Annotated in this window: 21 protein-coding genes; 11 read left to right on the top strand and 10 right to left on the bottom strand. The window is 56.9% G+C overall.

What is annotated here, in order from left to right:
• Positions 1 to 101: 101 nt before the first annotated feature.
• A complete protein-coding gene (locus GZH47_RS22465) occupies positions 102 to 650 on the top strand; it encodes a phosphatase PAP2 family protein (protein WP_162645376.1) in 549 nt (182 codons plus the stop codon).
• On the opposite strand, the gene trmB is transcribed toward GZH47_RS22465, so the two are convergent.
• Together trmB and GZH47_RS22455 are read right to left on the bottom strand one after the other, a co-directional pair.
• Positions 569 to 1,354 (bottom strand): tRNA (guanosine(46)-N7)-methyltransferase TrmB, encoded by a 786-nt coding sequence (gene trmB, locus GZH47_RS22460; RefSeq protein ID WP_162643261.1) that lies wholly within the window; start codon positions 1,352 to 1,354, stop codon positions 569 to 571. The two genes, GZH47_RS22465 and trmB, sit on opposite strands and share 82 nt — an antisense overlap.
• 179 nt (positions 1,355 to 1,533) lie before the next feature.
• Positions 1,534 to 1,719, bottom strand: coding sequence for a hypothetical protein (locus tag GZH47_RS22455; RefSeq protein ID WP_162643260.1), 186 nt, complete (start codon positions 1,717 to 1,719; stop codon positions 1,534 to 1,536).
• A 325-nt stretch (positions 1,720 to 2,044) separates the two neighbouring features.
• On the opposite strand from GZH47_RS22455, the gene GZH47_RS22450 reads away from it, so the two are divergent.
• The 4 genes from GZH47_RS22450 (at position 2,045) to GZH47_RS22435 (ending at position 5,273) form a co-directional block, all read left to right on the top strand.
• On the top strand, positions 2,045 to 3,013 hold the full coding sequence (locus tag GZH47_RS22450; protein WP_162643259.1) for a tRNA modification radical SAM protein MnmL/YtqA: 969 nt from the start codon (positions 2,045 to 2,047) through the stop codon (positions 3,011 to 3,013).
• 1 nt (position 3,014) lies between these two features.
• Complete coding sequence (locus GZH47_RS22445; protein WP_162643258.1) at positions 3,015 to 3,752, top strand: class I SAM-dependent methyltransferase; 738 nt, start codon at positions 3,015 to 3,017, stop codon at positions 3,750 to 3,752.
• 94 nt (positions 3,753 to 3,846) lie between these two features.
• Positions 3,847 to 4,242, top strand: a complete 396-nt coding sequence (locus GZH47_RS22440) for a VOC family protein (protein ID WP_162643257.1) — start codon at positions 3,847 to 3,849, stop codon at positions 4,240 to 4,242.
• Positions 4,243 to 4,307: 65 nt separating this feature from the next.
• Positions 4,308 to 5,273 (top strand): type I phosphomannose isomerase catalytic subunit, encoded by a 966-nt coding sequence (locus tag GZH47_RS22435; RefSeq protein ID WP_162643256.1) that lies wholly within the window; start codon positions 4,308 to 4,310, stop codon positions 5,271 to 5,273.
• A 179-nt stretch (positions 5,274 to 5,452) separates the two neighbouring features.
• Here the strand turns inward: GZH47_RS22435 and GZH47_RS22430 are convergent, their stop codons facing one another.
• The 3 genes from GZH47_RS22430 to GZH47_RS22420 form a co-directional block, all read right to left on the bottom strand.
• The gene (locus tag GZH47_RS22430) at positions 5,453 to 6,343 is read right to left on the bottom strand and encodes a hypothetical protein (RefSeq protein ID WP_162643255.1); all 891 of its coding nucleotides are present in this window, start codon (positions 6,341 to 6,343) and stop codon (positions 5,453 to 5,455) included.
• Positions 6,344 to 6,350: 7 nt separating this feature from the next.
• Entirely contained in the window at positions 6,351 to 7,433 is a 1,083-nt protein-coding gene (locus tag GZH47_RS22425) for a hypothetical protein (protein WP_162643254.1), read from the bottom strand.
• A gap of 128 nt (positions 7,434 to 7,561) precedes the next feature.
• Positions 7,562 to 8,851 carry a glycosyltransferase family 39 protein gene (locus GZH47_RS22420; RefSeq protein WP_162643253.1) on the bottom strand — a complete coding sequence of 430 codons (1,290 nt, stop codon included), beginning with the start codon at positions 8,849 to 8,851 and terminating at the stop codon, positions 7,562 to 7,564.
• A gap of 119 nt (positions 8,852 to 8,970) precedes the next feature.
• On the opposite strand from GZH47_RS22420, the gene GZH47_RS22415 reads away from it, so the two are divergent.
• The 3 genes from GZH47_RS22415 to GZH47_RS22405 all read left to right on the top strand — a co-directional run bounded on the left by GZH47_RS22415 (position 8,971) and on the right by GZH47_RS22405 (position 10,482).
• On the top strand, positions 8,971 to 9,675 hold the full coding sequence (locus GZH47_RS22415; RefSeq protein ID WP_162643252.1) for a glycosyltransferase family 2 protein: 705 nt from the start codon (positions 8,971 to 8,973) through the stop codon (positions 9,673 to 9,675).
• Between the two features lie 76 nt (positions 9,676 to 9,751).
• A complete protein-coding gene (locus GZH47_RS22410; protein WP_162643251.1) occupies positions 9,752 to 10,114 on the top strand; it encodes a DUF2304 domain-containing protein in 363 nt (120 codons plus the stop codon).
• A complete protein-coding gene (locus GZH47_RS22405) occupies positions 10,111 to 10,482 on the top strand; it encodes an EamA family transporter (protein WP_192043535.1) in 372 nt (123 codons plus the stop codon). The genes GZH47_RS22410 and GZH47_RS22405 overlap by 4 nt, the downstream gene beginning before the upstream one ends.
• Positions 10,483 to 10,627: 145 nt before the next feature.
• On the opposite strand, the gene GZH47_RS22400 is transcribed toward GZH47_RS22405, so the two are convergent.
• A complete protein-coding gene (locus tag GZH47_RS22400; protein ID WP_162643250.1) occupies positions 10,628 to 11,356 on the bottom strand; it encodes a DsbA family oxidoreductase in 729 nt (242 codons plus the stop codon).
• Between the two features lie 196 nt (positions 11,357 to 11,552).
• On the opposite strand from GZH47_RS22400, the gene GZH47_RS22395 reads away from it, so the two are divergent.
• Positions 11,553 to 12,149 (top strand): DUF1349 domain-containing protein, encoded by a 597-nt coding sequence (locus GZH47_RS22395; protein WP_192043534.1) that lies wholly within the window; start codon positions 11,553 to 11,555, stop codon positions 12,147 to 12,149.
• 218 nt (positions 12,150 to 12,367) lie between these two features.
• Here the strand turns inward: GZH47_RS22395 and mgrA are convergent, their stop codons facing one another.
• From mgrA to GZH47_RS22375, 4 genes are all read right to left on the bottom strand, one after another.
• Entirely contained in the window at positions 12,368 to 13,363 is a 996-nt protein-coding gene (mgrA, locus tag GZH47_RS22390) for an L-glyceraldehyde 3-phosphate reductase (protein WP_162643248.1), read from the bottom strand.
• Positions 13,364 to 13,432: 69 nt separating this feature from the next.
• Entirely contained in the window at positions 13,433 to 15,247 is a 1,815-nt protein-coding gene (locus GZH47_RS22385; RefSeq protein ID WP_192043533.1) for a B12-binding domain-containing radical SAM protein, read from the bottom strand.
• Between the two features lie 185 nt (positions 15,248 to 15,432).
• On the bottom strand, positions 15,433 to 16,983 hold the full coding sequence (locus GZH47_RS22380; RefSeq protein WP_162643247.1) for a stalk domain-containing protein: 1,551 nt from the start codon (positions 16,981 to 16,983) through the stop codon (positions 15,433 to 15,435).
• 120 nt (positions 16,984 to 17,103) lie between these two features.
• Positions 17,104 to 17,985 carry a helix-turn-helix transcriptional regulator gene (locus tag GZH47_RS22375; protein WP_162643246.1) on the bottom strand — a complete coding sequence of 294 codons (882 nt, stop codon included), beginning with the start codon at positions 17,983 to 17,985 and terminating at the stop codon, positions 17,104 to 17,106.
• Between the two features lie 173 nt (positions 17,986 to 18,158).
• On the opposite strand from GZH47_RS22375, the gene GZH47_RS22370 reads away from it, so the two are divergent.
• Together GZH47_RS22370 and GZH47_RS22365 are read left to right on the top strand one after the other, a co-directional pair.
• Positions 18,159 to 18,992, top strand: coding sequence for a phytanoyl-CoA dioxygenase family protein (locus GZH47_RS22370; protein ID WP_162643244.1), 834 nt, complete (start codon positions 18,159 to 18,161; stop codon positions 18,990 to 18,992).
• 242 nt (positions 18,993 to 19,234) lie between these two features.
• A complete protein-coding gene (locus tag GZH47_RS22365) occupies positions 19,235 to 20,290 on the top strand; it encodes an RluA family pseudouridine synthase (protein WP_162643243.1) in 1,056 nt (351 codons plus the stop codon).

Raw genomic sequence — 20,290 nt, 5'->3', positions numbered from 1 at the left:
CCTTAGCAGACCGTTGATGCCGCGGTAACATTCCGGACTTATGCTGAAATTGCTGGAGCAGGAAGCAGAATCGCATACTGGAGGGGATCGGCGTGGTTAACATGGTTTTCTGGGCGCTAACGCAAGAGCAGCGGATATTCTTCTGGGCGAACCGCAGGCCGTCGCATCAAGGCCTGAACCGATGGCTGAGCCGATGGCTGGGTACGATTACCCATATGGGCGGGGCAAGCTTCACGCTGCTTTCGTCGCTGGTCTGCGCGCTTGCCGCCGACGGTTCCTGGAGTACGGCGGGCTGGCAATCCCTGTCGGCCGTTGCGATCAGCCATCTCCCTGTCGCGATCGTGAAACGCAAATTCCGCCGTCTGCGTCCGTACCAGGCGCTGGCAGAGGTCCATACATGCAGAAAGCCGCTGTGCGACTCGTCATTTCCCTCCGGTCACACAACGGCTATATTCGCTTGGCTTATCCCTTGGCTGTTGGCCGATCCGGCCTTGCTTCCCATCCTAGCGCCCGCGGCGCTTCTGATCGGCGGCTCGGTGGCCTGGTCGCGCATGTATCTCGGCCTTCATTACCCTTCCGACGTCACGGTCGGCGCCGTACTGGGCTCGCTGACTTCCGTGCTCGTCTCCGCGGCTTGGTCCTTCATCTGAGCCGCATGCTTTGCTGACCGGTGGGCGGCAATCGCTTGCTCGCCGATCACGACTTCCACGCGGTGAATATTGTTGCCGCGCTCGACGAACTTGCCTTCGTATTCCGTAAGCACGAGATCGTCGCGCAGCTCTTCCTTATGCAGATGGAGCGAAATGTTGCGCATGTGCAGCTCCATGTCGGCAAAGCTGTTGAGCGAGAATTCGAATAAGGACTGCGAATCCGTCTTGAAATGTATTTCGCCCAAGTCGTTCAAAATCTCCATGTATTTGGCCACGAAGCGCGGATGCGTCAAGCGGCGGCGCGCATGCTTGGCTTTCGGCCACGGATCGCTGAAGTTCAGATGAATGCGCTGCACTTCGTTCGGCGCAAACATGTTCTCGATGCCTTCGATGTTGGCGCGGAGCAGCGCCAGATTCGGCGGCTGCGCCGTTCCGTGCGCCGCTTCCCAGGCGTTGCGGGCTTTCTCGCTCGCGCGGCGGATCAACTCGTCGTACATGTCCACCCCGATAAAATTAATATGCGGGTTCCGCACGCTCATATCGCTGATGAACTTGCCTTTTCCCATGCCAAGCTCGATATAGATGGGATTGTCGTTGCCGAAAAACTCGCGCCAACGTCCCTTGTGCGGCGTTGCGTCCAATACGACCAGCTCCGGCTGGGCTTCGATGCTTTCCAATATTCCTTTTCTTCCTCTAAGGCGCATAATGCATTCATTCCTCCACGTTTTCGTAAGCTAGTCCTTATTGTGCCCGAATTTCGCACTTCTTGTAAAGTCCGAATGCCCGGCCTCTCTCCCGCCGACCCGCCAGGGAAGCAAATAAAAAAGCCGAGGGCTGCGGGCCGTCGGCTTCTAGTTTATTTAGGGAGCACGTAATCGTAATCTTAGTTCATCAATTGTCTTGGAGCGCTCTCCTGCGACTCCAATATATCATGCAGCTTCTTGCGAGCGGATACTTCGATTTTATGGTTGCCGTGGAACCGGATTCCGGCCAGGGACATTAATTCTTTTCTCGTTAATTCAACCATCACTTTCTCATCGCCTTGCGGAATTTTCACTTGCTTCTCCATTCTTCATCACCTCACTGAATTATTCATGCGGATTTCCAGAAAACCAACTTGTTATGAGAAGTAGTTAGAAGGTAGTAAAAGTAGTGTATTTGTTGATCTGTCGCACTTTTAATATAACAGTTCATGTCAGGTTTAGCAAGCCCTATTTTAAAATAAATCGCTTTCATTTACCAGCTGTTTTCCCTGCTCGTACGACAAATTCCGGAACTTCTTCCGGAACTTCAAGCCTAGGCGTCATGGCGTTTTGCGCGAAATTTCGTTATGATTGTATGTAACCGCAAGACGAAAGCGAAGAAACTATCGAAGCAAGAGGAGCTGCAGCAGTATGCACGTGCAAACTAAGCCCGATGCCGCCTCCCTTCCTCCTAGGCTGTGGAGCGACAAAAGGTTTCATACATGGAATAACGAAATGCGCGAGCAATTCGGAGGCAAAGTATTCAAAGTGATGCTGGACGCGGGCTTCACCTGTCCGAACCGGGACGGATCCATCGCGGCCGGCGGCTGCACGTTCTGCAGCGCGCGGGGCTCGGGCGATTTTGCCGGCAGCCGGCGGGACGATCTGATTACCCAGTTCAATAAAATCCGCGACCTGCAGCATCAGAAATGGCCGGAAGCCCGGTACATCGGCTATTTCCAGGCGTATACGAACACGTACGCGCCCGTAGAGGAGCTTCGCGAGTATTATGAAGCGATTCTCGTTCAACCCGGCGTCGTCGGATTATCGATCGCCACGCGGCCGGACTGCCTGCCCGACGATGTCGTCGATTACTTGGCCGAATTGAACGAACGCACCTACCTGTGGGTGGAGATGGGACTGCAGACGATTCACGAATCGACGTCAACGCTTATCAATCGGGCGCATGATACGGCATGCTACGAAGATGCCGTGAAACGGCTGCGCGCACGGGGCATACGCGTCTGCGCCCATATTATCTACGGCTTGCCGCAGGAAACCCATGAGATGATGATGGATACGGGCCGGGCCGTCGCCGCTATGGATGTGCAAGGCATTAAAATTCATCTGCTTCATCTAATGCGCAAGACGCCCATGGTGAAGCAGTACGAGGCCGGCCTGCTCCGTTTCCTGGACCAAGACGAGTACGTGAAGCTGATCGTCGATACGCTGGAGCTGCTGCCGCCGGACATGATCGTTCACCGGTTGACCGGCGACGCGCCCCGGGATCTGCTGATCGGCCCGATGTGGAGTCTGAAGAAATGGGAAGTGCTGAATGCCATCGACCATGAGCTGGCCAGCCGCAATACGTGGCAGGGCCGCCTCTGGGAGGAACGGTAAAATGGGCTTCCTCAGCGTGCTCGGCATGGCGCAGCGGCTTGTGAAGGAACGCGTCGCGCCGGGCGGCGTCGTCATCGACGCCACCTGCGGCAACGGCGTGGACACGCAGTTTCTGGCGGAGCTTGTCGGACCGCGCGGCAGAGTATACGCGTTCGACATCCAGGTGGACGCGCTGGAGCGAACGCGGGCGCGGCTTGCTGCGCTTGCCGATGCGGGCGCCAGTAGAATCGGCGGTACAACCGTGCAGGCCGGGCAAGCTGCGACGGCTGCCGAAACCAACAACTCTGCTGCAGTTAACGGCAGCAGAATCGACGGATCCGCCGGGCGGGACGCTGTCTCCGGCGGAAATTCAGCCCGGCAGGCTGCTGCTGCCCCCGGGCCGCTCCGGCTTGTGCATGCCAGCCATGCGGAGATGGACAAGCATCTAGCTGCGGAAGATCGCGGCGCCGTCGCGGCCGTCATGTTCAACCTCGGCTATTTGCCGGGAGCGAATACGGACCAGGCTGTCATTACGGAGCCTGCTTCCACGCTTGCAGCGCTGGAGAACGCCTTGACGCTGCTGCGTCCCGGCGGCCTGATTACCGCCGTCCTCTACCCCGGCCATCCCGGCGGGTTCGAGGAAGCGGAAGCCGTGGCAGGCTGGGCATCCTCCCTGCCGCAGCCGACTGGCCAGGCAATGCTGTATCGCATGGTCCAGAAAGCAGAAGCGCCTTACTTGATCGCCATCGAGAAGAAGTAATGAAACACGGCGATCATGAAGCACGAATGAGTCATGCACGTCCGCCAGCAGCTATGCCATTCTAGCAACCACCATTCTAAAGGAGGAATTATTCATGGCAGTTCGTAAATTGGAGCACGTAGGCATTATGGTCAGCGATATGGAGAAGTCGATTGCATTCTACACCGAGGTTGTCGGACTTAAGCATCTGTACACGCTGCCGCACTCGAACGGCTTCATTCTGATGGCTTTCCTATCCGGAACCGACGGCGGGGAGACTGAAATCGAGCTGATCCAGAACTATCCGGGCGAACTCGCAGTCGAAGGCAGAACGCATCATACCGCATTCACTGTCGATGACATCGAGGAAGAATTCTCGCGTATCTCCGGCCTTTCGCATGTAAAAATGCGCGATACGGAAATCACCACGCTGCCGAACGGCGCCCGCTATTTCTTCTTCGAAGGACCGGACGGCGAGTTCCTGGAAATGTTCCAGCCCGGCAAGAACTAGTCATTCGCTGCATCAAGCTTACCAACCATAGAGAAACCATATTTCGGATAGAGGAGAGAACCAAATTGACACAAGCATATCCATTGCAATTCAAACCCGAGATGAAAGAACGTATTTGGGGAGGCCGCGCGCTGGAGCAATTCGGCCTGGAGCTGCCGGAAGGCGCCATCGGCGAAGGCTGGATGATCGGCGATCACCCGAACGGCACGACCAAAGTGATGAACGGCGCGCTCGCGGGCCTCGGTCTCGATGAAATCCGCGAACAATACGGACGCGAATATTTTGGCACGAAAGGCTACGCGGAGAACGGCCGTTTCCCGCTTCTCATCAAGCTGCTCGATTGCAACGACGATCTGTCCATTCAAGTTCACCCGACGGATACCTATGACCGACTGCCGAAAGGCGAGCTGGGCAAAACCGAGATGTGGTACATATTGGCGGCTGAGCCCGGCGCAAAAATCATCTACGGCCTTAAAGACGGCGTCGACCGCCCAGCGCTTGCGGCAGCCATCGAAGAAGGCCGCGTCATGGACTGCCTGCAGGAAGTTCCCGTCGAAGCAGGCGATGCGTTCTACATCCCGGCCGGAACCGTCCACGCACTGTGCGCAGGCGTCGTCGTCGCCGAAATCCAGCAAAACTCCGATACGACCTACCGGGTGTTCGACTATAACCGTCCGGGTCTGGACGGCAAGCTCCGCGAGCTGCATGTCGAAGATTCGCTTAACGTGACTGCCTATGAAGGCGCTGGCGCAAGCCGCATGAAAACGGACGGCATCGGCGGCAACGAATGGCTCGTCATTGCGGAATCGCCGTATTTCATCGTTGAGAAAGGCCTCGTACGCTCACCGTGGAAGCTGTCCACGACGCCGGAATCGTTCGTCATTCTCGTCATTGCCGAAGGCAGCGGTTCGCTATCCTGGGATGGCGGCAAGCAAGACGTGAAAGCCGGCGAATGCTTCCTGCTTCCAGCCAGCCTCGGCGGCTACGAGCTGGATGGCAGCATGACCGTGCTTCGCAGCGTAACGCCTTAAGTTTTTTCAAACCGTCATCACACGCAAACTTCAATGCAAACAAACAGACAATCGACTAACAGACAATCGACTAACAGACAAGCAAGAGAGCGATTATGCAAGAGAGCAAGTAAGCAGACAAACAGACAAAGAAACATCCCCCGACGCATTCGATCGGGGGATGTTTTTGTTAACCTGATTCAAACGACCCGGAGCACGAACGGCGCCGTGACGACTTGTCCTTCGTATTGAAACTGCGCCCATAACTTGTACACGCCAGCCTTCGGGAATTCCGCGTGGAACATCACGCTCGAGCCCGTGCTCATCTCGGCAGCCGCATGCACATGCAAATACTGCTCGGCTTTCTCATCCAGGATGACGCAATGGCCCGCCGTACCCAAGTACGGCTCGAGTACGATTCGTTCGTCCGTCCCTGCCTTCCGCACGCTGAACGCCAACATCACCATCTCGCCTGCTTTCAGTTCATTGAGCTGCGGCATGGCGGTCAGTTTAATGTCGAGTCCGTTCACGGTCACCGTCGGCAAGGCGTTCTGCGTTGCATCCGCCGCCTCGAGCTCTTGCGCCGCCCCCGTTCCTCCTCCGCTGACGTCCATCCATTGCTTATATACGGTCAGTCCTTTGCCGTCCGGCATGAATTCCGATACGAGGAGAAACGGCCCGCCGCGCGGAAACGTGAGCTTCACCGAAAACTTCCCTTGCCCCTCGTACTCGGGATGAAGATGCTGAAACTCGGACAGATCCTTGCTGACGACGATGAAATGCATCAGCTTCGTCATGTCGTCGGCGAATGCCTGAACCGGCCGACCGGAAGCATCGCTGACTTGCAGCGTCAACGCTGCCTCCGCGCCGGCGGAGGGCTGACCGTCCTCGGCTTCCGCCGTCACTCGATAGCCCCGGTCGGATACGTTGCCCATCTGGCCGGCCTGCTGCAAATAATGCAGCAGCCCTTTGGTTGGCGGGTGCACGTCCACGCCGCTCATCGTGCCGCTCCCGCAGCCGCCCAGAAGCAGTATCGCCGCAAGCAGCCCGGCTGCGCTCCATATCCGTCGGGCTTGTGCCACGATTGCCATTATTGCGTCATCCCCTTGCCGGCGGCGGCTGGTGCGAGGCGTACGCATGCTTCGAGGCGAGCAGCTGCAGCCCCATCGACAGCAGCGTCGCTTCGACGATCGCCCCCGCCCAAAACTCCGTCTCCCAGCCGATGCTGTCGGAGATGGTCATCCAGGCAAAATAAAAGCCCCAAAGCGCGATCGGCACCGCGGCCGCAATGACCCGCTCGGCCAATGCGCGTCCTTCGCCGGCACGCAGCACCCGGTATAGAATATCGCCGACCAAGCCGGCTCCCAGCGCGACGAAGATCGACGGGTAGTTTTGGAAGCCGTCCAGCACGTTCATCATGACCGAGACGAGCGTGAATAACGCGGTCATCGTGCCAGCCGGCAGCGTCCATCTCTTCATGAGCAAGAAAACGGGGAACATGTAAACGATCGTATCGATAAGGATATAAGAAATTCCGCGTGTCTTGTTCATATCATCCAGCAAGCCGCCGCCGCCGATTTGGTAGTTGTACCAAAGGATGGTCGACTCTGCAGGCAAATTGTAGCGAAACATCCAAGCATACATCAAGAAGAAGCTGACGGCGCCCGTCGTGACGACGAGCGACAGAAAAGCGGGCGCGAACGTGCGCCAATCCGGTTTCGTCACGGCCGCATTATGCCAGCTGGCACGGAACGGGCTCGAGAGGATCAATAACGCGCCGAGCAGCAGGATCAGGTGCGTCGGGCTCAGAAGCGCGGCAATATTTTGTTCGATGCCGAATACCGTATGCCAGTACATATCTCCGAGGCCGCCAAGCAGGAAGATGAAGACCCCGACGAGACCCAGCCCGTAGCCGACAGGAGCTGCAGCCGTCCAAGGCAAGCCGGATGCATGCCTCGACTGGAGCAGCAGCCAGCCCATCCAGACTGCAGAAGCAAGGAATCCCGAATACAAAATGGCATGCCAGGGGGTGAAGAACGTCTCCACGACGCCGTGGTTATGCGCGAAGCCGTCGATGAATATCCCTCCGATGAGCCAAATGCCGAACAGAATCGTCACATATTCCTTGCTTGTGGTTACGCGGGCTGCCGGCTGCCTGGTTTGCGCCAACGAAACTTGCATCCTTCTTCGCCTCCTCGTAGTTGACCGTATGCTCCGCCAAATCCAAATCCAAATCTAAATCCATAGATATACAGCGCTTTCATTCCAAGTTTAACTTGCCAAGCGCAGGAAGAAAAGAGGCTGTCGAATTAATCGACAGCCCCCATCGCCTTCTCGCGGCCTCTCAGCACGCCGCGCTCCTCCAGAACAGCGACAACCGCATAAGCGGCAAAGATCGCCAATATGAACATGAGCGGATAACCATAGCGTCCGAAGGTAATAAATGGTAGATGAATGAACCAATAATAGAGAAACGGCAGCAGAATCGGCATGATTCGTTTGAACCCGCTCCGGATGAGCGCTAACACGATGCCGGCGAAGCCGATAAGCACGAAGATCCATTGCATCACGTTGATCGCCGGCCGCGGCAGCCCCGGAACCGGACGGGAGTAGAACGGATTTTCGAATAGCTGAATGGATTTGCCGACCGTAAACCAGTACGTATACGGCAGCGTCTGATGCTTGAAGCCGTAGGCTATGAGGCGCTTCGCCGTCCGCTTCTGCTCCGTGTCGTAGCCCGCGAACAGGTTCTTGCTGTCGCCTTTGTATTCCGGATATTGCTCGAAGAAGCCTTTCGGCGGCGCTGCGCGTTCGATCAATGCTCCGAGCAGCATCGGATTGCCCGTCGACTTCGTAAACGGAATAAATTCATGGAAATCCACGTAATTGCGAATCCACCATGGGGTGAGCAGCAGCATGCTGCTGACGCCGACGATAGCCGTATATTTGACGATTTCAGCACAGCTGTACCGATGAATAAGCCACATGATCAGCAGGCAGACGGGAATGAGCGCGCACTGCGGCTTCACGTAGCAGGCTAGTCCAAGCATGATGCCCGCAAACACGTACGCGCCTGCCGTACGGCGTTTCACCGCATAGAGAAAACTGCAGATCAGCAACAAAAAGAGCAGTTTGAACGTCGATTCAGTTAGAATCGCGCCGGAGGCGAACAAGTTCGGGACATACAGCGCGTCGAGCAGTATGGCAGCGACGGCAACCCGCCTGCCAAGCGTCTCGCGTACCAGGATGAAGATCAGATAGACCGAGGCGGCCTGCATGAGGCATTGCAGAATCCGGAATCCCATGACCGCCGCATCGCGGTCCAGAAACGACATAAATCCGCTTAATAGGACGGGAATGGCCGGCATAATGAAATTCGTCGGCTGCAGACCGCTGTTGTAGACGAGCGTTCCCTGTTCGAGCAGCACCTGCGCGGAGTAGACGTATTTGACATCATCGTTGTTTCGCAGCTCGTAAGAGCCAAGCAGGAAGTGATCCCCCAGCCACAGCACGACGATCAGATGGACCAGAAACACAGCCGCAATAACAATCCAAAGGAACTTCTTCATGCGGGAGGATTCCGTTCGTAAAGAAAACAATTCGACAACTCCTTCCAGATATCTGGTATTCTTTTTATGATCGTTTTCTATTATACTTATAGAATTTGGTAGAAAACAACTTCCGCGGCATTGAAGATGGGAAAGAAGGTTTATGCAAGATGCAGCAAAAGCGCAACAGCGATATTCTGGTCATCATTCCGGCGTACAACGAAGAAGCGACGCTCGCCAGAACCGTACACGATTTGAAAAGGCATACGCCTTACGATTTCGTCGTCATTGACGACGGCTCCAAGGACCGAACGCCTGCAATTATCCGCGAGGAAGGCTTTCCTTCCCTCCGGCATGCCGTCAATCTCGGCATCGGCGGCTCCATGCAGAGCGGCTATCAATACGCGCAGCGCGGCGGCTACGAATACGCCATTCAATTGGATGCCGACGGCCAGCACCGGCCGGAAGACATCGAGAAGCTTGTCCGCGAAATCTCGGCGAGCGGCTCCGATATGGTCATCGGCTCGCGATTCGTCGAGAAGAGCAGCTATAGAGGCAGTCTGTCCCGCCGCGTCGGGATATTCTATTTTCACCAATTGATTCGGATGCTGACGGGCATTCCCGTCCATGACCCCACATCGGGCTTCCGGATCGTCGGACGCGCGGCCATCGCGCAGTTCGCCCGCAATTATCCGACGGACTATCCCGAGGTCGAAGTGCTGGTCAGCTTGTCCAAGCGAGGCTTCAAAATCAAGGAGATCAGCGTGGAAATGCGCGGCCGTCAAGGCGGAACGTCGTCCATCAACTGGTCCAAGTCGATCTATTACATGTTGAAAGTCACTTTATTCTCGCTAATCCGCAAGAGCTTCTCCTAGGAGCCTACAGGCCTATGGACAATCGATTAGGCGAGGCAGAAACAGAACTAACTGAATGATCGAAAGGGATTTTAACATGAATCAGTTTGTCGCAATCCTCATTACGGTATTCTTCCTGGGGCTGATCATCTATTTCACGGTGACGCATAAGCTGAAGGACCGTTATGCTTTCCTCTGGCTCGTCACCGCCGTCGCCGGCGTCTTGGCGGCAGCCTGCATCCCTTTGCTCAACCGGTTCGCGGTATGGCTCGGGATCGCTTATATGCCGACGTTCGTGTTTCTCGTCACGATTATTTTCATACTCGCGCTGCTCGTGCGGCAGACGATCAGCCTGTCCAAGCAGTCCGATCGAATCAAAACGTTGACGCAGGAGTTTGCCGTCATGGAGAAGAGCCTCCTCGAGCTTCATCAAACGGTGAAAGGACGTGAGGCGCCGTGAATCTCGTGCAATTCCTGCTCATTCTGGCGAACACGCTCATGCTCGTAACCGGGCAGTTTCTATGGAAATACGGACTCATGCAGCGGGACAAGCCGTTCGAATCGCTTCGGACCATTCTGGAGCTTATGTTCTCGCCCTACATACTCGGCGGCTTGTTCATTTACGGCTGCGCGACCGTCCTGTGGCTCTTCATCGTATCCAAGGTCGATCTCGGCCTTGCCTATCCGATTCAAAGCCTGGCGTATATCATCTCGATCATCGGTGCGTACTATCTGTTCGACGAATCGCTGAACGGCCTCAAGATTGCCGGGTGCCTGCTTATTCTGGCCGGCGTTGCCTGCATCGGGCTGTCCGCCAAATACGCTTGATCGACGTTTGAATACGGCTGGCTGAAGAGCTACAAAACAAAAAGCACGACGCCAGCTAAAGCCCCGCGCAGCCTGCAAGATTGCAAGCTGCAGAACGGACGCTTCGGCTCGCTCGTGCTTTTTCGTCGTCTGTTATCCTAATCGTTTAAGCGTTCGGGTCGCCGATTCCGCAGCCGTCGTCCGTGCATACTTGACCCGTACCGCTGTTCGTCGAAGAAGGGTCCAGCATGATCAGCGGCTTCTCTTCTTCCCAGCACTTGTTCAGCACATCGAGGAATACCTCGCTAGGCTGCGCTCCCGCTACCGCGTATTTGCGGTTGATGACATAGAACGGCACGCCGTTCGCGCCGAGCTGCGACGCTTCGCTGCATTCCGCCTGCACTTCGCTCGTGAACTCATCGCCGCGCAGCACCGCTTCCGCTTCTTTCGGATCCAGACCGATTGCTTCCGCGATCGCGATCAGCGTCTCGATCTTGCCCACATGCTTCGAATCGGTAAAATACGCCTTGAACAGCTGCTCGGCCGCTTCCGTCCGCTTGCCGTAACGGCCCGCAAAATGAATGAGCCGATGCGCATCGAGCGAATTCGCCGGGTACGCATGCTCGAAGTTGTACGTCAATCCGAGCTCGGCTGCCTGCTTGACGAGATTCTCGTGCATCTCGACGGACTGCTCCCGGCTGATGCCGTATTTCTTGGCGACCAGGCCGTACGCGTCCAGTTCCGGTTCCTTTGCCGCGTTCGGATCCAATTGGAAGCTCCGATACACGACTTCGATTTCATCCTTGTGCGCGAACTTCGCGAGCCCCGCTTCAAACCTGCGTTTGCCGATATAACAGAACGGGCAAGCAATGTCGGACCATACTTCGACTTTCATGCGAACACTCCCCTGATTATCCTAAGCCGTTAACGATCCGGCCCTCATTTTACATGCTTGACTGTATTATACCGCCATCTCCCCGACAGGTCGAATATTCCGAGGCATGAAAACAACATGACCGCGGGATAAAAGCAGGACTAGCCGTTTGCAGCGAGAATTGTACACTCATAGCCACTCCATTCGAAAAGGGGACATGATTGTGCAGACGAATCTATTCGGCAACGAGGCAGCCAAACGCGAGTTCCATTGGGCGAACGAACCTGAGCAATGGTCATATACGGAAGAAGGCGGACTCTTCGTCGCGGCTCCGGCCAAGGCAGACTATTACCAGGATCCGGCCGGCAAGCATATCGTCAGCTCGGCTCCTTTCCTGCGGCGGCAGGCAGGCGACTCGTTCGAGCTGACGACCAGGCTCAGCGCTGCGATGGCGGACAAGTACGATTCCGGCTGCCTCATGGTGCTGGGCGACGACCGGAATTGGGCGAAGCTGTGCTTCGAGCACAACGGCCGCTATGCGACGATCGTCTCCGTCGTTACGCAGAACGGCGTTTCCGACGACTGCAACTCCATGCGCGTCGACGTGGAGAAGCCCTATCTGCGCATCGCTAGAGCGGGGCATTGCTTCACGTTGTCCTACTCCGCAGACGGTGAAGAATGGGAGCAGGTCCGTTACTTCGGCATGCAGCTTCCCGCCTTCTGTCAGGTGGGCGTCGTCGCGCAGTCGCCGCAAGGGTCGGGATGCGCGGTCACGTTTGACTTCCTGACGCTGACGGAGCCCGAACGCGGTTAGCCTAACCTAACCTAGCCTAGCCTCATGCGCGCACTCAAAAGAAGCGTTAATAAACGCGCAAAGACCGCTTCCCGATAACCGGGAAGCGGTCTTCTATGTTCAGGCGTGCCGGCTTCGGCCCTGCCGGATCGTCGCGAGTCCCGCGGTGGCGCAGCTTGCTGCAAGTCGCGCTCGCGCCGACGCAGCGCCTCCGAACGGTAGCCGACGCGTTGTTAGCGTTAGCCGCGCAGTACGGCCTCGATGCCGGCCAGCTCTTCGTCCGTGAACGAGAGATTGTTCAGCGCCGCCACGTTGTCTTCGATCTGGCTGACGCGGCTTGCGCCGATCAGCGCCGATGTCACGCGTCCGCCGCGCAGCACCCACGCGAGCGACATTTGCGCCAGCGATTGGCCGCGTTCTTGCGCGATCGCGTTCAGCTTCTGCAGCTTCGCCACGACTTGCGGCGTTACCTGGCCTTCCTGCAGCGCGCCCGTCGTGCTTGCCGCGCGGGAATCGCCGGGAATGCTGCCGCCCAAGTACTTGTTCGTCAGCAGGCCTTGCGCAAGCGGACAGAAGGCGATGCTGCCGACGCCGTTCTCCTGCAGCACGTCTTGCAAGCCGTTCTCGATCCAGCGGTCGAGCATGCTGTAGCTCGGCTGGTGAATCAGAAGCCGCGTGCCCAGCTTGTTCATGATGGCAATGGCTTCGGCCGTTTGCTCCGCGCTGTAGCTGGAGATCCCGACATAGAGCGCCTTGCCGGAGCGAACGATAGAGTCGAGCGCGCCCATCGTTTCTTCAAGCGGCGTTTCCGGATCGAAGCGGTGGGAGTAGAAAATATCGACGTAGTCGAGGTTCATCCGCTTCAAGCTTTGGTCGAGGCTCGAGATCAAATATTTGCGGGAGCCCCACTCGCCGTAAGGTCCCGGCCACATATAATAACCGGCCTTGGACGAAATGACCAGCTCGTCGCGGTACGGCTGCAGGTCCGTCGCCATCATGCGGCCGAACATCTCTTCCGCGGATCCGGCCGGAGGGCCGTAGTTGTTCGCCAGGTCGAAATGCGTGATGCCGAGATCGAAAGCTCTGCGAAGCATGGCACGACCGTTCTCGTACGTATCCACGCCGCCGAAGTTATGCCAAAGTCCAAGGGAAATCGCGGGAAGCTTCAGTCCCGATTTGCCAACGCGATTGTAAGTCATCGATGCGTATCGTTCTTGATTTGCTGCGTATACCACCAGTATCGCTCCTTCTTGGTTCTTAGTGGATGAAGACCCTATCATCTTACCCCAGCTCGTCCAATTGGCTCAAGCTTGAATTACGGGCTGCAGCGGCAGCGTGAAGAATTCCGCGGCACGCTGTTCGCCCTTGCCGCCGCCGCTGTAGATGACGATGAGCAGCGTTTCTTCGTCCGCCGACACCGTGCCTTCCGCCAGATACCGACGCAGATCGAACGGCAGCCGCTCGATGACGGCATGCTTCTGCAGCTCCTTCTCGTTCAAGCCGAGCGCGGCGAACGACTCCGATACGTCGGCAGGCCGTTCCGCCAGCCGTCTCATCCAGCCGCTCCAATCGGCTTTCTCCATGCTGAAATCCCACCATACTTTACGCGGCTTGTAGTTATGGCCGAGGAAGTAGTCGAGCTTCATCAGGCCGAGCGTGACGTCAAGCGACCAGTCCAGCTCCGCCGATTCGGCGCGGTTCGCGTAGTCTTCCGAGAGAAACGCCCATAGACGCGCGAACAGATCCTCCAGCTGATGGCCGATCTTCTGCCAGCCGCGGCCTTCCCAGAAGTCGCCGAAGAACTGGAAGAAGTCGAATGCCGACGGAAACGCCCGCCCGATCAAGTACAGCAGCGCATGGTCCATCCGATGCGCGTTCCAATATTTCTCCAGCACGTCCTCGACGCGCTTGATGCGCACGATGTCCGAGAACGGCAGGATATCGTTGCCGAGGATCTCGTAAGGCGCGCGGTCCATGTAGATGTAGCCGTGCTTCTCCGCGTCGATCCGCATGCCGGTACCGCGGAGCATCTTCAGGAAGCCGAGCTGCAGCTCTTCCGGCCGCAGCGCGAACACGTCGTTGAACGTCGTGCGGAAGGAATCGTAATTCTCGTGCGGCAAGCCCGCGATCAAATCGAGATGCTGATCGATTTTGCCGCTTTCCTTCACCTTCATGACCGTACGCGACAGCTTCGTGAAGTTTTGGCGGCGCTGCACCGCTTCGTTCGTCAGGTCGTTCGTGGATTGCACGCCGATCTCGAAACGGAAGATGCCCGGCGGCGCGTTCTCCGCCAAATAATCGAGCACTTCCGGACGCATGATATCCGCCGTGATTTCGAACTGGAACACGCAGCCCCGGTGGTTCTCGATCAGGAAGCGGAAGATCTCGAGCGCATAGTCGCGCTTGATATTGAACGTCCGGTCTACGAATTTAATGAGCTTCGCGCCGGAGTCGATCAAGTACAAGATGTCCGACTTCGTCCGTTCCATATCGAAATACCGCACGCCGACCTCGATGCTCGATAGGCAGAATTGGCAGCTGAACGGACAGCCCCGGCTCGTTTCGAAGTATACGACGCGGCTGGCGAGCCTGGATACGTCCTCCGGGAAGCGATGCGGCGAAGGCAGCGTCGCCAGATCGAGCTTCGGACGCGGCGGGTTGACGATCGTCTCGATCCGTCCGTCCGCGTGCTCCTTGCGATACGCAAGCCCGAACACCATATGGAGCTTGCGGGAGCCGGACAGCTCCGTCAGCAAATGGTGGAATGTCTCTTCCCCTTCGCCGACAACGATATAATCGACCTGCGGCAGCCGCTCCAGCCAGTGCGCCGAATCGTAGCTGACCTCGGGACCGCCCAGCACGATGCGCAGCTGCGGTTTGATTTTGCGGAGCATGTCGATGACGGTGATCGTCTCTTCGATGTTCCAAATATAGCAGGAGAAGCCCACGACATCGGGTTCATGCGCGAACAAGTCCGCGACGATGTTCATCGCGGGGTCCTTGATCGTGTATTCGGCGATATCGATATCGAAATCCTTCTCGCTGTAGGCCTTCAGGCAACGAAGCGCCAGCGAGGTGTGTATATATTTGGCGTTCAAGGTCGCCAGTACGACTTTCATTATTCGTCATTCCTTCATTATCACGATTTGGACTAACCTCTATTGTACCGAAATCGGGAACAAAAAAGAAGAGCGGTCCCCGGCCGTGCCGCATCCTATCCTGCTGGCGCACCGCTGGAACCGCTCTTTATCATGATTTCGCATTCGTTATTCGTCTGGTGCTGCGTTCAGTGCTTCGCGTTCTGTTACGCGTTCACGCGAACAATCGCATGGTCTTTGCCCTGGTAGTCGATGACCGGGAAGCGGACGCGCCATTTGCCGTCTTCGAGCTTCGTTACCTCGTCTGCATCGAACCCTCTCGGCTCGAAGCTGAATGTCTGCTCGTAGTAGACCGTCATCTGAATGTTGTCGTCAGGCAGCAGCTTGCGCAGCGTAGAACCTGCATCGATCGCCCAGTAGCGAAGGTCTTCGCTTGCGGCATGCCCGTAAATCATATAGAACGACGGATCGATCAGCGCCTTGATCACGAGCCAGCCGTCCGCATCGCGCGTGACCTCGAAGCTTTTGAGCTCCGTCGTTCCTTGCGAAGATTGGATTTCCGCATAATGGTCTTCCATGAACTCGCGAATCCTATCCAAGGAAGCGTCTTTCAACGAATCCGGCATATCGCTTGGCAAGAAGCCGATTTTGCTTGGAGCCTTATCCTCGATGTCGTACATGAGCAGATAGATATGCATGGAGCTGACGGCGAAATTCAAGTCCGCTTGCGTATCGTCGATCCCGGCCGAGGTAATACCGACTAATTCCCCGTAATCGTTGAATAAGCCGCCGCCCGAGCTGCCGTGATCAATCGGCACGCTGATTTGGTATTCATACGGATCGCCATATGCCGTCGATACGTTGCTGATGATCCCTTCCGATACCGTGTTCTGAACGCCCTGCGGACTGCCGATCGCTACGACGTGTTCGCCCTTGGTGACGCCAAGCCCGACATCGACAGGCTCGATATTCAGCGGCGTCTTCGTCTTCAAGACGGCCAGATCGTAATCTTCGTCGTAACCGACGATGCCTTCAATCTCCACTTGCTTGCCGTTCACCAGCGTCGCAGTCGCTTTCTCCGCGTCCGCGATGACATGGTAGTTGGTCAGGATTTCGTCCGTGTCGATGACGACCCCGCTTCCTAAACCTTTATCCGTCGTGATCATGACGACTTTGCCGTCGTTCTTCTGTACGTTTTGTTCCGTCGTCAGCAATTTGGGCTTCAGCGCTTCTTGCGCCTTCGCCGCTTCATCCATTTTCTTCTTCAAGATGGCTTCCGAAGAAGTAATGCGGATGATACGCTGCGCCGCGTTGTATTCTACTTCGGCGCCCAGCGCTTCGGCTATGAAGCGAAGCGGTACCATCGTCGCGCCATTCATCTGCTGAGGCGCTGCCGTCAGCGCGATCGCTTTACCGTTTATGATGGCGCTCTTCGATCCGATTTGCAGCGAAATTCGCGTCGAGCTTTTCACGGCAAAAATCGTCTTGGTGTTCGCTTCCCACGTCACGCTGGAATGAAGCGCCTGGAAGATGCTGCGCATAGGCACGAGCGTCGTCCCTTTCTGGGAGACCGGGGACGGGTTGAGCGCCAGCTTGCTTCCGTCGATGGTTACGCTGATCGCGGTTGTCTGCGCGCTGACAGCCGATGCTGCCGATACGGAGCCCGATGCGCCGAACATGGAGACCGGGGTAAGGACGAGGCCTGCTGCAAGTACGGATGAGAGCACTTTCTTCTTTAGTCCGAATTTCAAATTCACTGAGTGTTGCCTCCAATAATCTCCTAAATTTAACATTACTTCATGGTAGCATTGCGCATCAGGTTTTGTCTATGAATTCGGTGTGAAACTATTTGGAAGTTTCATAGGGACGCGGGCGCGTTATTGCTGCTTGAACTCCGTCGGCGTCAGCCCCGTCTCCTCCTTGAAGTTGCGCGAGAAATAATGCACGCTCGTATACCCGAGCCGTTCCGCGATCGCCTCCATCTTCTCTCCGCTGAGCAGATAGAATTTGGCTTTGCGGATCCGCTGCGAAATCAGGTACTGCTTCGGATTGTCGCCCGTGCATTTCCGGAACAGGGACGAGAAGTAGATCGCATGATAGCCGCATAGCGCCGCCAGCTCGGCCACGGTCCAGTTCTTCTCCGGTTCCCGGTGGATGGCCTGCAGCGCGGGCTCGATCTTGCTCTGCTCCGCCGACTTGGGCCTGCCGGCCAGACGATGGCGGACCATCAGCAGCAGGAGCTCCGTCATGAGCGAACGGAGAAGCATGGCGTAGCCGGGCTGTTCGTTCATATACTCTTTGACGATCCGCATCAGCGTAGGCTCGATGCCGGCGATCGTCATGAAAGGCGGAAGCTCCAGCTTCTCGTCCGCGCCCAGCGCAAGCTTGTAGACGTATCTCCGGCTCTCGGCCATCGTCCCTTCGCCGCAATAGTGGATGTTGAAAGCCGGATGAACCGGCACGGGAGAAGCATGGCGGAACTGAAAATGGATGCCGATGAATACGGCTTCTTCCAGAATGGTAATGGAATGCGGACAATCCGGGCCGTACAACGCGGATTCTCCAGGACCGATCGTGCGGGCGTCGCCGCCGATGACGATCGCCGCCCGGCCGGATAGCAGATGGAAGAACTGAAAATCCGGATTGATCCGAGGTCCGAACACCGTCCCGGCCTCAATGAAGGCATGGCTTGCAAAATTGACCGTCGGCTGCAGCTCCTCAAGCGCCGCGATGAGAATTTCGCCTTCTCCCCGCTCCATTCGGCATGCCTCCTTTCATACAATATTTATCGGTTTCTCGTGCACCGCGGATGATATTAGAAAAGTGCAAAGCCCTGTTTTATATATGTAAATACACCGCTTACATCTTGCGATATGCTTACTTCATAGCAAAGCGGCGCCATTATAACAGCCGCTCAGGGAGGAATAGGAATATGTTAAGTCAAGCACAGTTGGACGAATTTGAAAAGAATGGCTTTTTGAAAGGCGACGTCGTGCTCAGCGACGAGGAAGTGGAATCGCTTCGCGAAGAGCTGGATAAAGTCATGAACGGCGAATCGGTGACGAAGCCGGTACTGAACCACGACATGCTCAATTCCGACTCCCCGTACGATAACATGAAAATGATCGCGAGCGACCGCGTCGTGCAGATCGTCAACATTTGGATGGCAAGCGACCGCTTCCTGAAGCACGCCGCCCATCCGCAAATTTGCGAGGAAGTCGCGCAGCTGTCCCACACGAACTCGCTTCGGATCTGGCATGACCAGGTTCAATACAAGCCGCCGGTAACGGGCGGACCTACGGCATGGCATCAGGATCACCCGCTCTGGCCGATCATCCAGCCGGCCGATCTCGTCAGCGCATGGGTGGCGCTGGACGACGCCGTCATCGAGAACGGCTGCATGTGGATGGTGCCCGGCAGCCATAAGTGGGGCAACCACCAGCGTTACTTGTCCAGCACGAAAGACTTCAAACCGTTCCATAAGCAGCCGGAAATGCTGCCGAACAACGCCAACGTCGAAGCGGTGCCGTTCGAAATCAAGAAAGGCCAAGTCGGCTACCACCACTGCCTGACGTGGCATGGCAGCCCGCACAACCGTTCCGAGATGAAACGCCGCGCCATCGCCGTTCACTATATGCCGGGCCATACGCGCTACGAGCCGATCGGCGAGCACGTCATGCTCTCCTACGTCAACGTGAAGCCGGGCGAGCTGCTGGTCGGCGATCATTTCCCCGAAGTCTTCAACAAGCAAGGCGTGAAAATTTAACCGCGGACTCCCACAAGGGGCTGCCGGCCAGTCATGCGACATGACTGCCGGCAGCCCTTCTTTGCGCCTCGGCTGTCACGCCCTTCTTTGCGGCTCGGCGGTCACGCCGCAGGGCAGCCGCCCCCACGCTCACGCCATCCGCGCCCACGACGGACGCGGGTTTCCGCCGGTTAAGTTTGTAAGGAAACTCTTCTTTCGGTATAGTAAGAGATAGAATGAATGTTTAGGAGCGTACATGAACCATGGAAAAGAAACGTCCATATAAAACCGCCGCAGCGTCCGGCAAACCGGCAGCCCGCGGCAAATCCGCGCCTTCCGGCAGTCCGCGTCCGCAAGGCCAAGGCAAATCCGCCGCCGCCGGGCGACCGTCGCCGGTCAAGGCCTCTGCCGCGCCCAAGGCGTCCGCCAAGCAAGCCGTTCGCAGCTTCGAGGTGAAGGAGCCGGCGGAACTGCTGGCCTTCCTGCTCCAGCATGTTACCGGCGAAGGCCGCAACGCCATTAAATCGATGCTGAGCCGCGGGCAAATCGCCGTCGGCGGAAAGCCCGCGAAGCTGTTCAACCATCCGCTGCAGCCCGGTCAAACCGTTACGGTATCCAAAGAGCGCATCGTCGAGAAACCGCCGCTGATCGGACTGACCATCCTGCATGAAGACGATGATGTGATCGTCGTCTTGAAGGAAGCCGGCTTACTGTCCATCGCCTCCGACCAAGAGAGCGAATTGACCGCTTACCGCCAGTTGACGGCGCATGTTCGTACCACCGATCCTTATAACCGCATCTTCGTCGTGCACCGGCTGGACCGCGATACGTCCGGCGTCATGATGTTCGCGAAGAGCGAGCAGGTGCAGCAGCAGCTCCAGACGACATGGCAGGACAGCGTGGAGGAACGTACGTACATCGCGCTCGTCGAGGGCAAAGTGAAGAAGCCGGAAGGAACGATTTCTTCGTACTTGAAAGAAAGCAAGACGCTGAAAATGTACTCCACCTCCAATCAGACCGACGCGCAGCATGCCGTAACGCATTACAAGGTGCTGCAAAGCAACGCGAATTTCTCCTTGCTCGAGGTTGCTCTGGAAACCGGCCGCAAGAATCAAATCCGCGTCCATATGGAAGACATCGGCCATCCGATCGTCGGGGACAAGAAGTACGGCTCCCGTTCAAGAGCCATCGGCCGTCTCGGCTTGCATGCCCGGGTACTGGCGTTCAAGCATCCGTCGACGGGCACGCTCGTCCGGTTCGAAACCGAGATTCCAAAGCTCTTCCTGAATCCGTTCAAAGAAGGCTTCAACCCGAGATAG

This window comes from Paenibacillus rhizovicinus, from assembly GCF_010365285.1.
In the GTDB taxonomy this organism is placed as follows: domain Bacteria; phylum Bacillota; class Bacilli; order Paenibacillales; family Paenibacillaceae; genus Paenibacillus_Z; species Paenibacillus_Z rhizovicinus.
The sequence above is the reverse complement of the archived record's forward strand: the minus strand, read 5'-3'. Positions and strand labels throughout refer to the sequence as shown.

Excerpts from the sequence above, each read along its gene's own strand:
- GZH47_RS22465 (WP_162645376.1), top strand. The coding sequence starts at position 102 with ATGGTTTTCTGGGCGCTAACGCAAGAGCAGCGGATATTCTTCTGGGCG.
- trmB (WP_162643261.1), bottom strand. The coding sequence starts at position 1,354 with ATGCGCCTTAGAGGAAGAAAAGGAATATTGGAAAGCATCGAAGCCCAG.
- GZH47_RS22455 (WP_162643260.1), bottom strand. The coding sequence starts at position 1,719 with ATGGAGAAGCAAGTGAAAATTCCGCAAGGCGATGAGAAAGTGATGGTT.
- GZH47_RS22450 (WP_162643259.1), top strand. The coding sequence starts at position 2,045 with ATGCACGTGCAAACTAAGCCCGATGCCGCCTCCCTTCCTCCTAGGCTG.
- GZH47_RS22445 (WP_162643258.1), top strand. The coding sequence starts at position 3,015 with ATGGGCTTCCTCAGCGTGCTCGGCATGGCGCAGCGGCTTGTGAAGGAA.
- GZH47_RS22440 (WP_162643257.1), top strand. The coding sequence starts at position 3,847 with ATGGCAGTTCGTAAATTGGAGCACGTAGGCATTATGGTCAGCGATATG.
- GZH47_RS22430 (WP_162643255.1), bottom strand. The coding sequence starts at position 6,343 with ATGGCAATCGTGGCACAAGCCCGACGGATATGGAGCGCAGCCGGGCTG.
- GZH47_RS22425 (WP_162643254.1), bottom strand. The coding sequence starts at position 7,433 with ATGCAAGTTTCGTTGGCGCAAACCAGGCAGCCGGCAGCCCGCGTAACC.
- GZH47_RS22415 (WP_162643252.1), top strand. The coding sequence starts at position 8,971 with ATGCAGCAAAAGCGCAACAGCGATATTCTGGTCATCATTCCGGCGTAC.
- GZH47_RS22410 (WP_162643251.1), top strand. The coding sequence starts at position 9,752 with ATGAATCAGTTTGTCGCAATCCTCATTACGGTATTCTTCCTGGGGCTG.
- GZH47_RS22400 (WP_162643250.1), bottom strand. The coding sequence starts at position 11,356 with ATGAAAGTCGAAGTATGGTCCGACATTGCTTGCCCGTTCTGTTATATC.
- GZH47_RS22395 (WP_192043534.1), top strand. The coding sequence starts at position 11,553 with ATGATTGTGCAGACGAATCTATTCGGCAACGAGGCAGCCAAACGCGAG.
- GZH47_RS22385 (WP_192043533.1), bottom strand. The coding sequence starts at position 15,247 with ATGAAAGTCGTACTGGCGACCTTGAACGCCAAATATATACACACCTCG.
- GZH47_RS22375 (WP_162643246.1), bottom strand. The coding sequence starts at position 17,985 with ATGGAGCGGGGAGAAGGCGAAATTCTCATCGCGGCGCTTGAGGAGCTG.
- GZH47_RS22370 (WP_162643244.1), top strand. The coding sequence starts at position 18,159 with ATGTTAAGTCAAGCACAGTTGGACGAATTTGAAAAGAATGGCTTTTTG.
- GZH47_RS22365 (WP_162643243.1), top strand. The coding sequence starts at position 19,235 with ATGGAAAAGAAACGTCCATATAAAACCGCCGCAGCGTCCGGCAAACCG.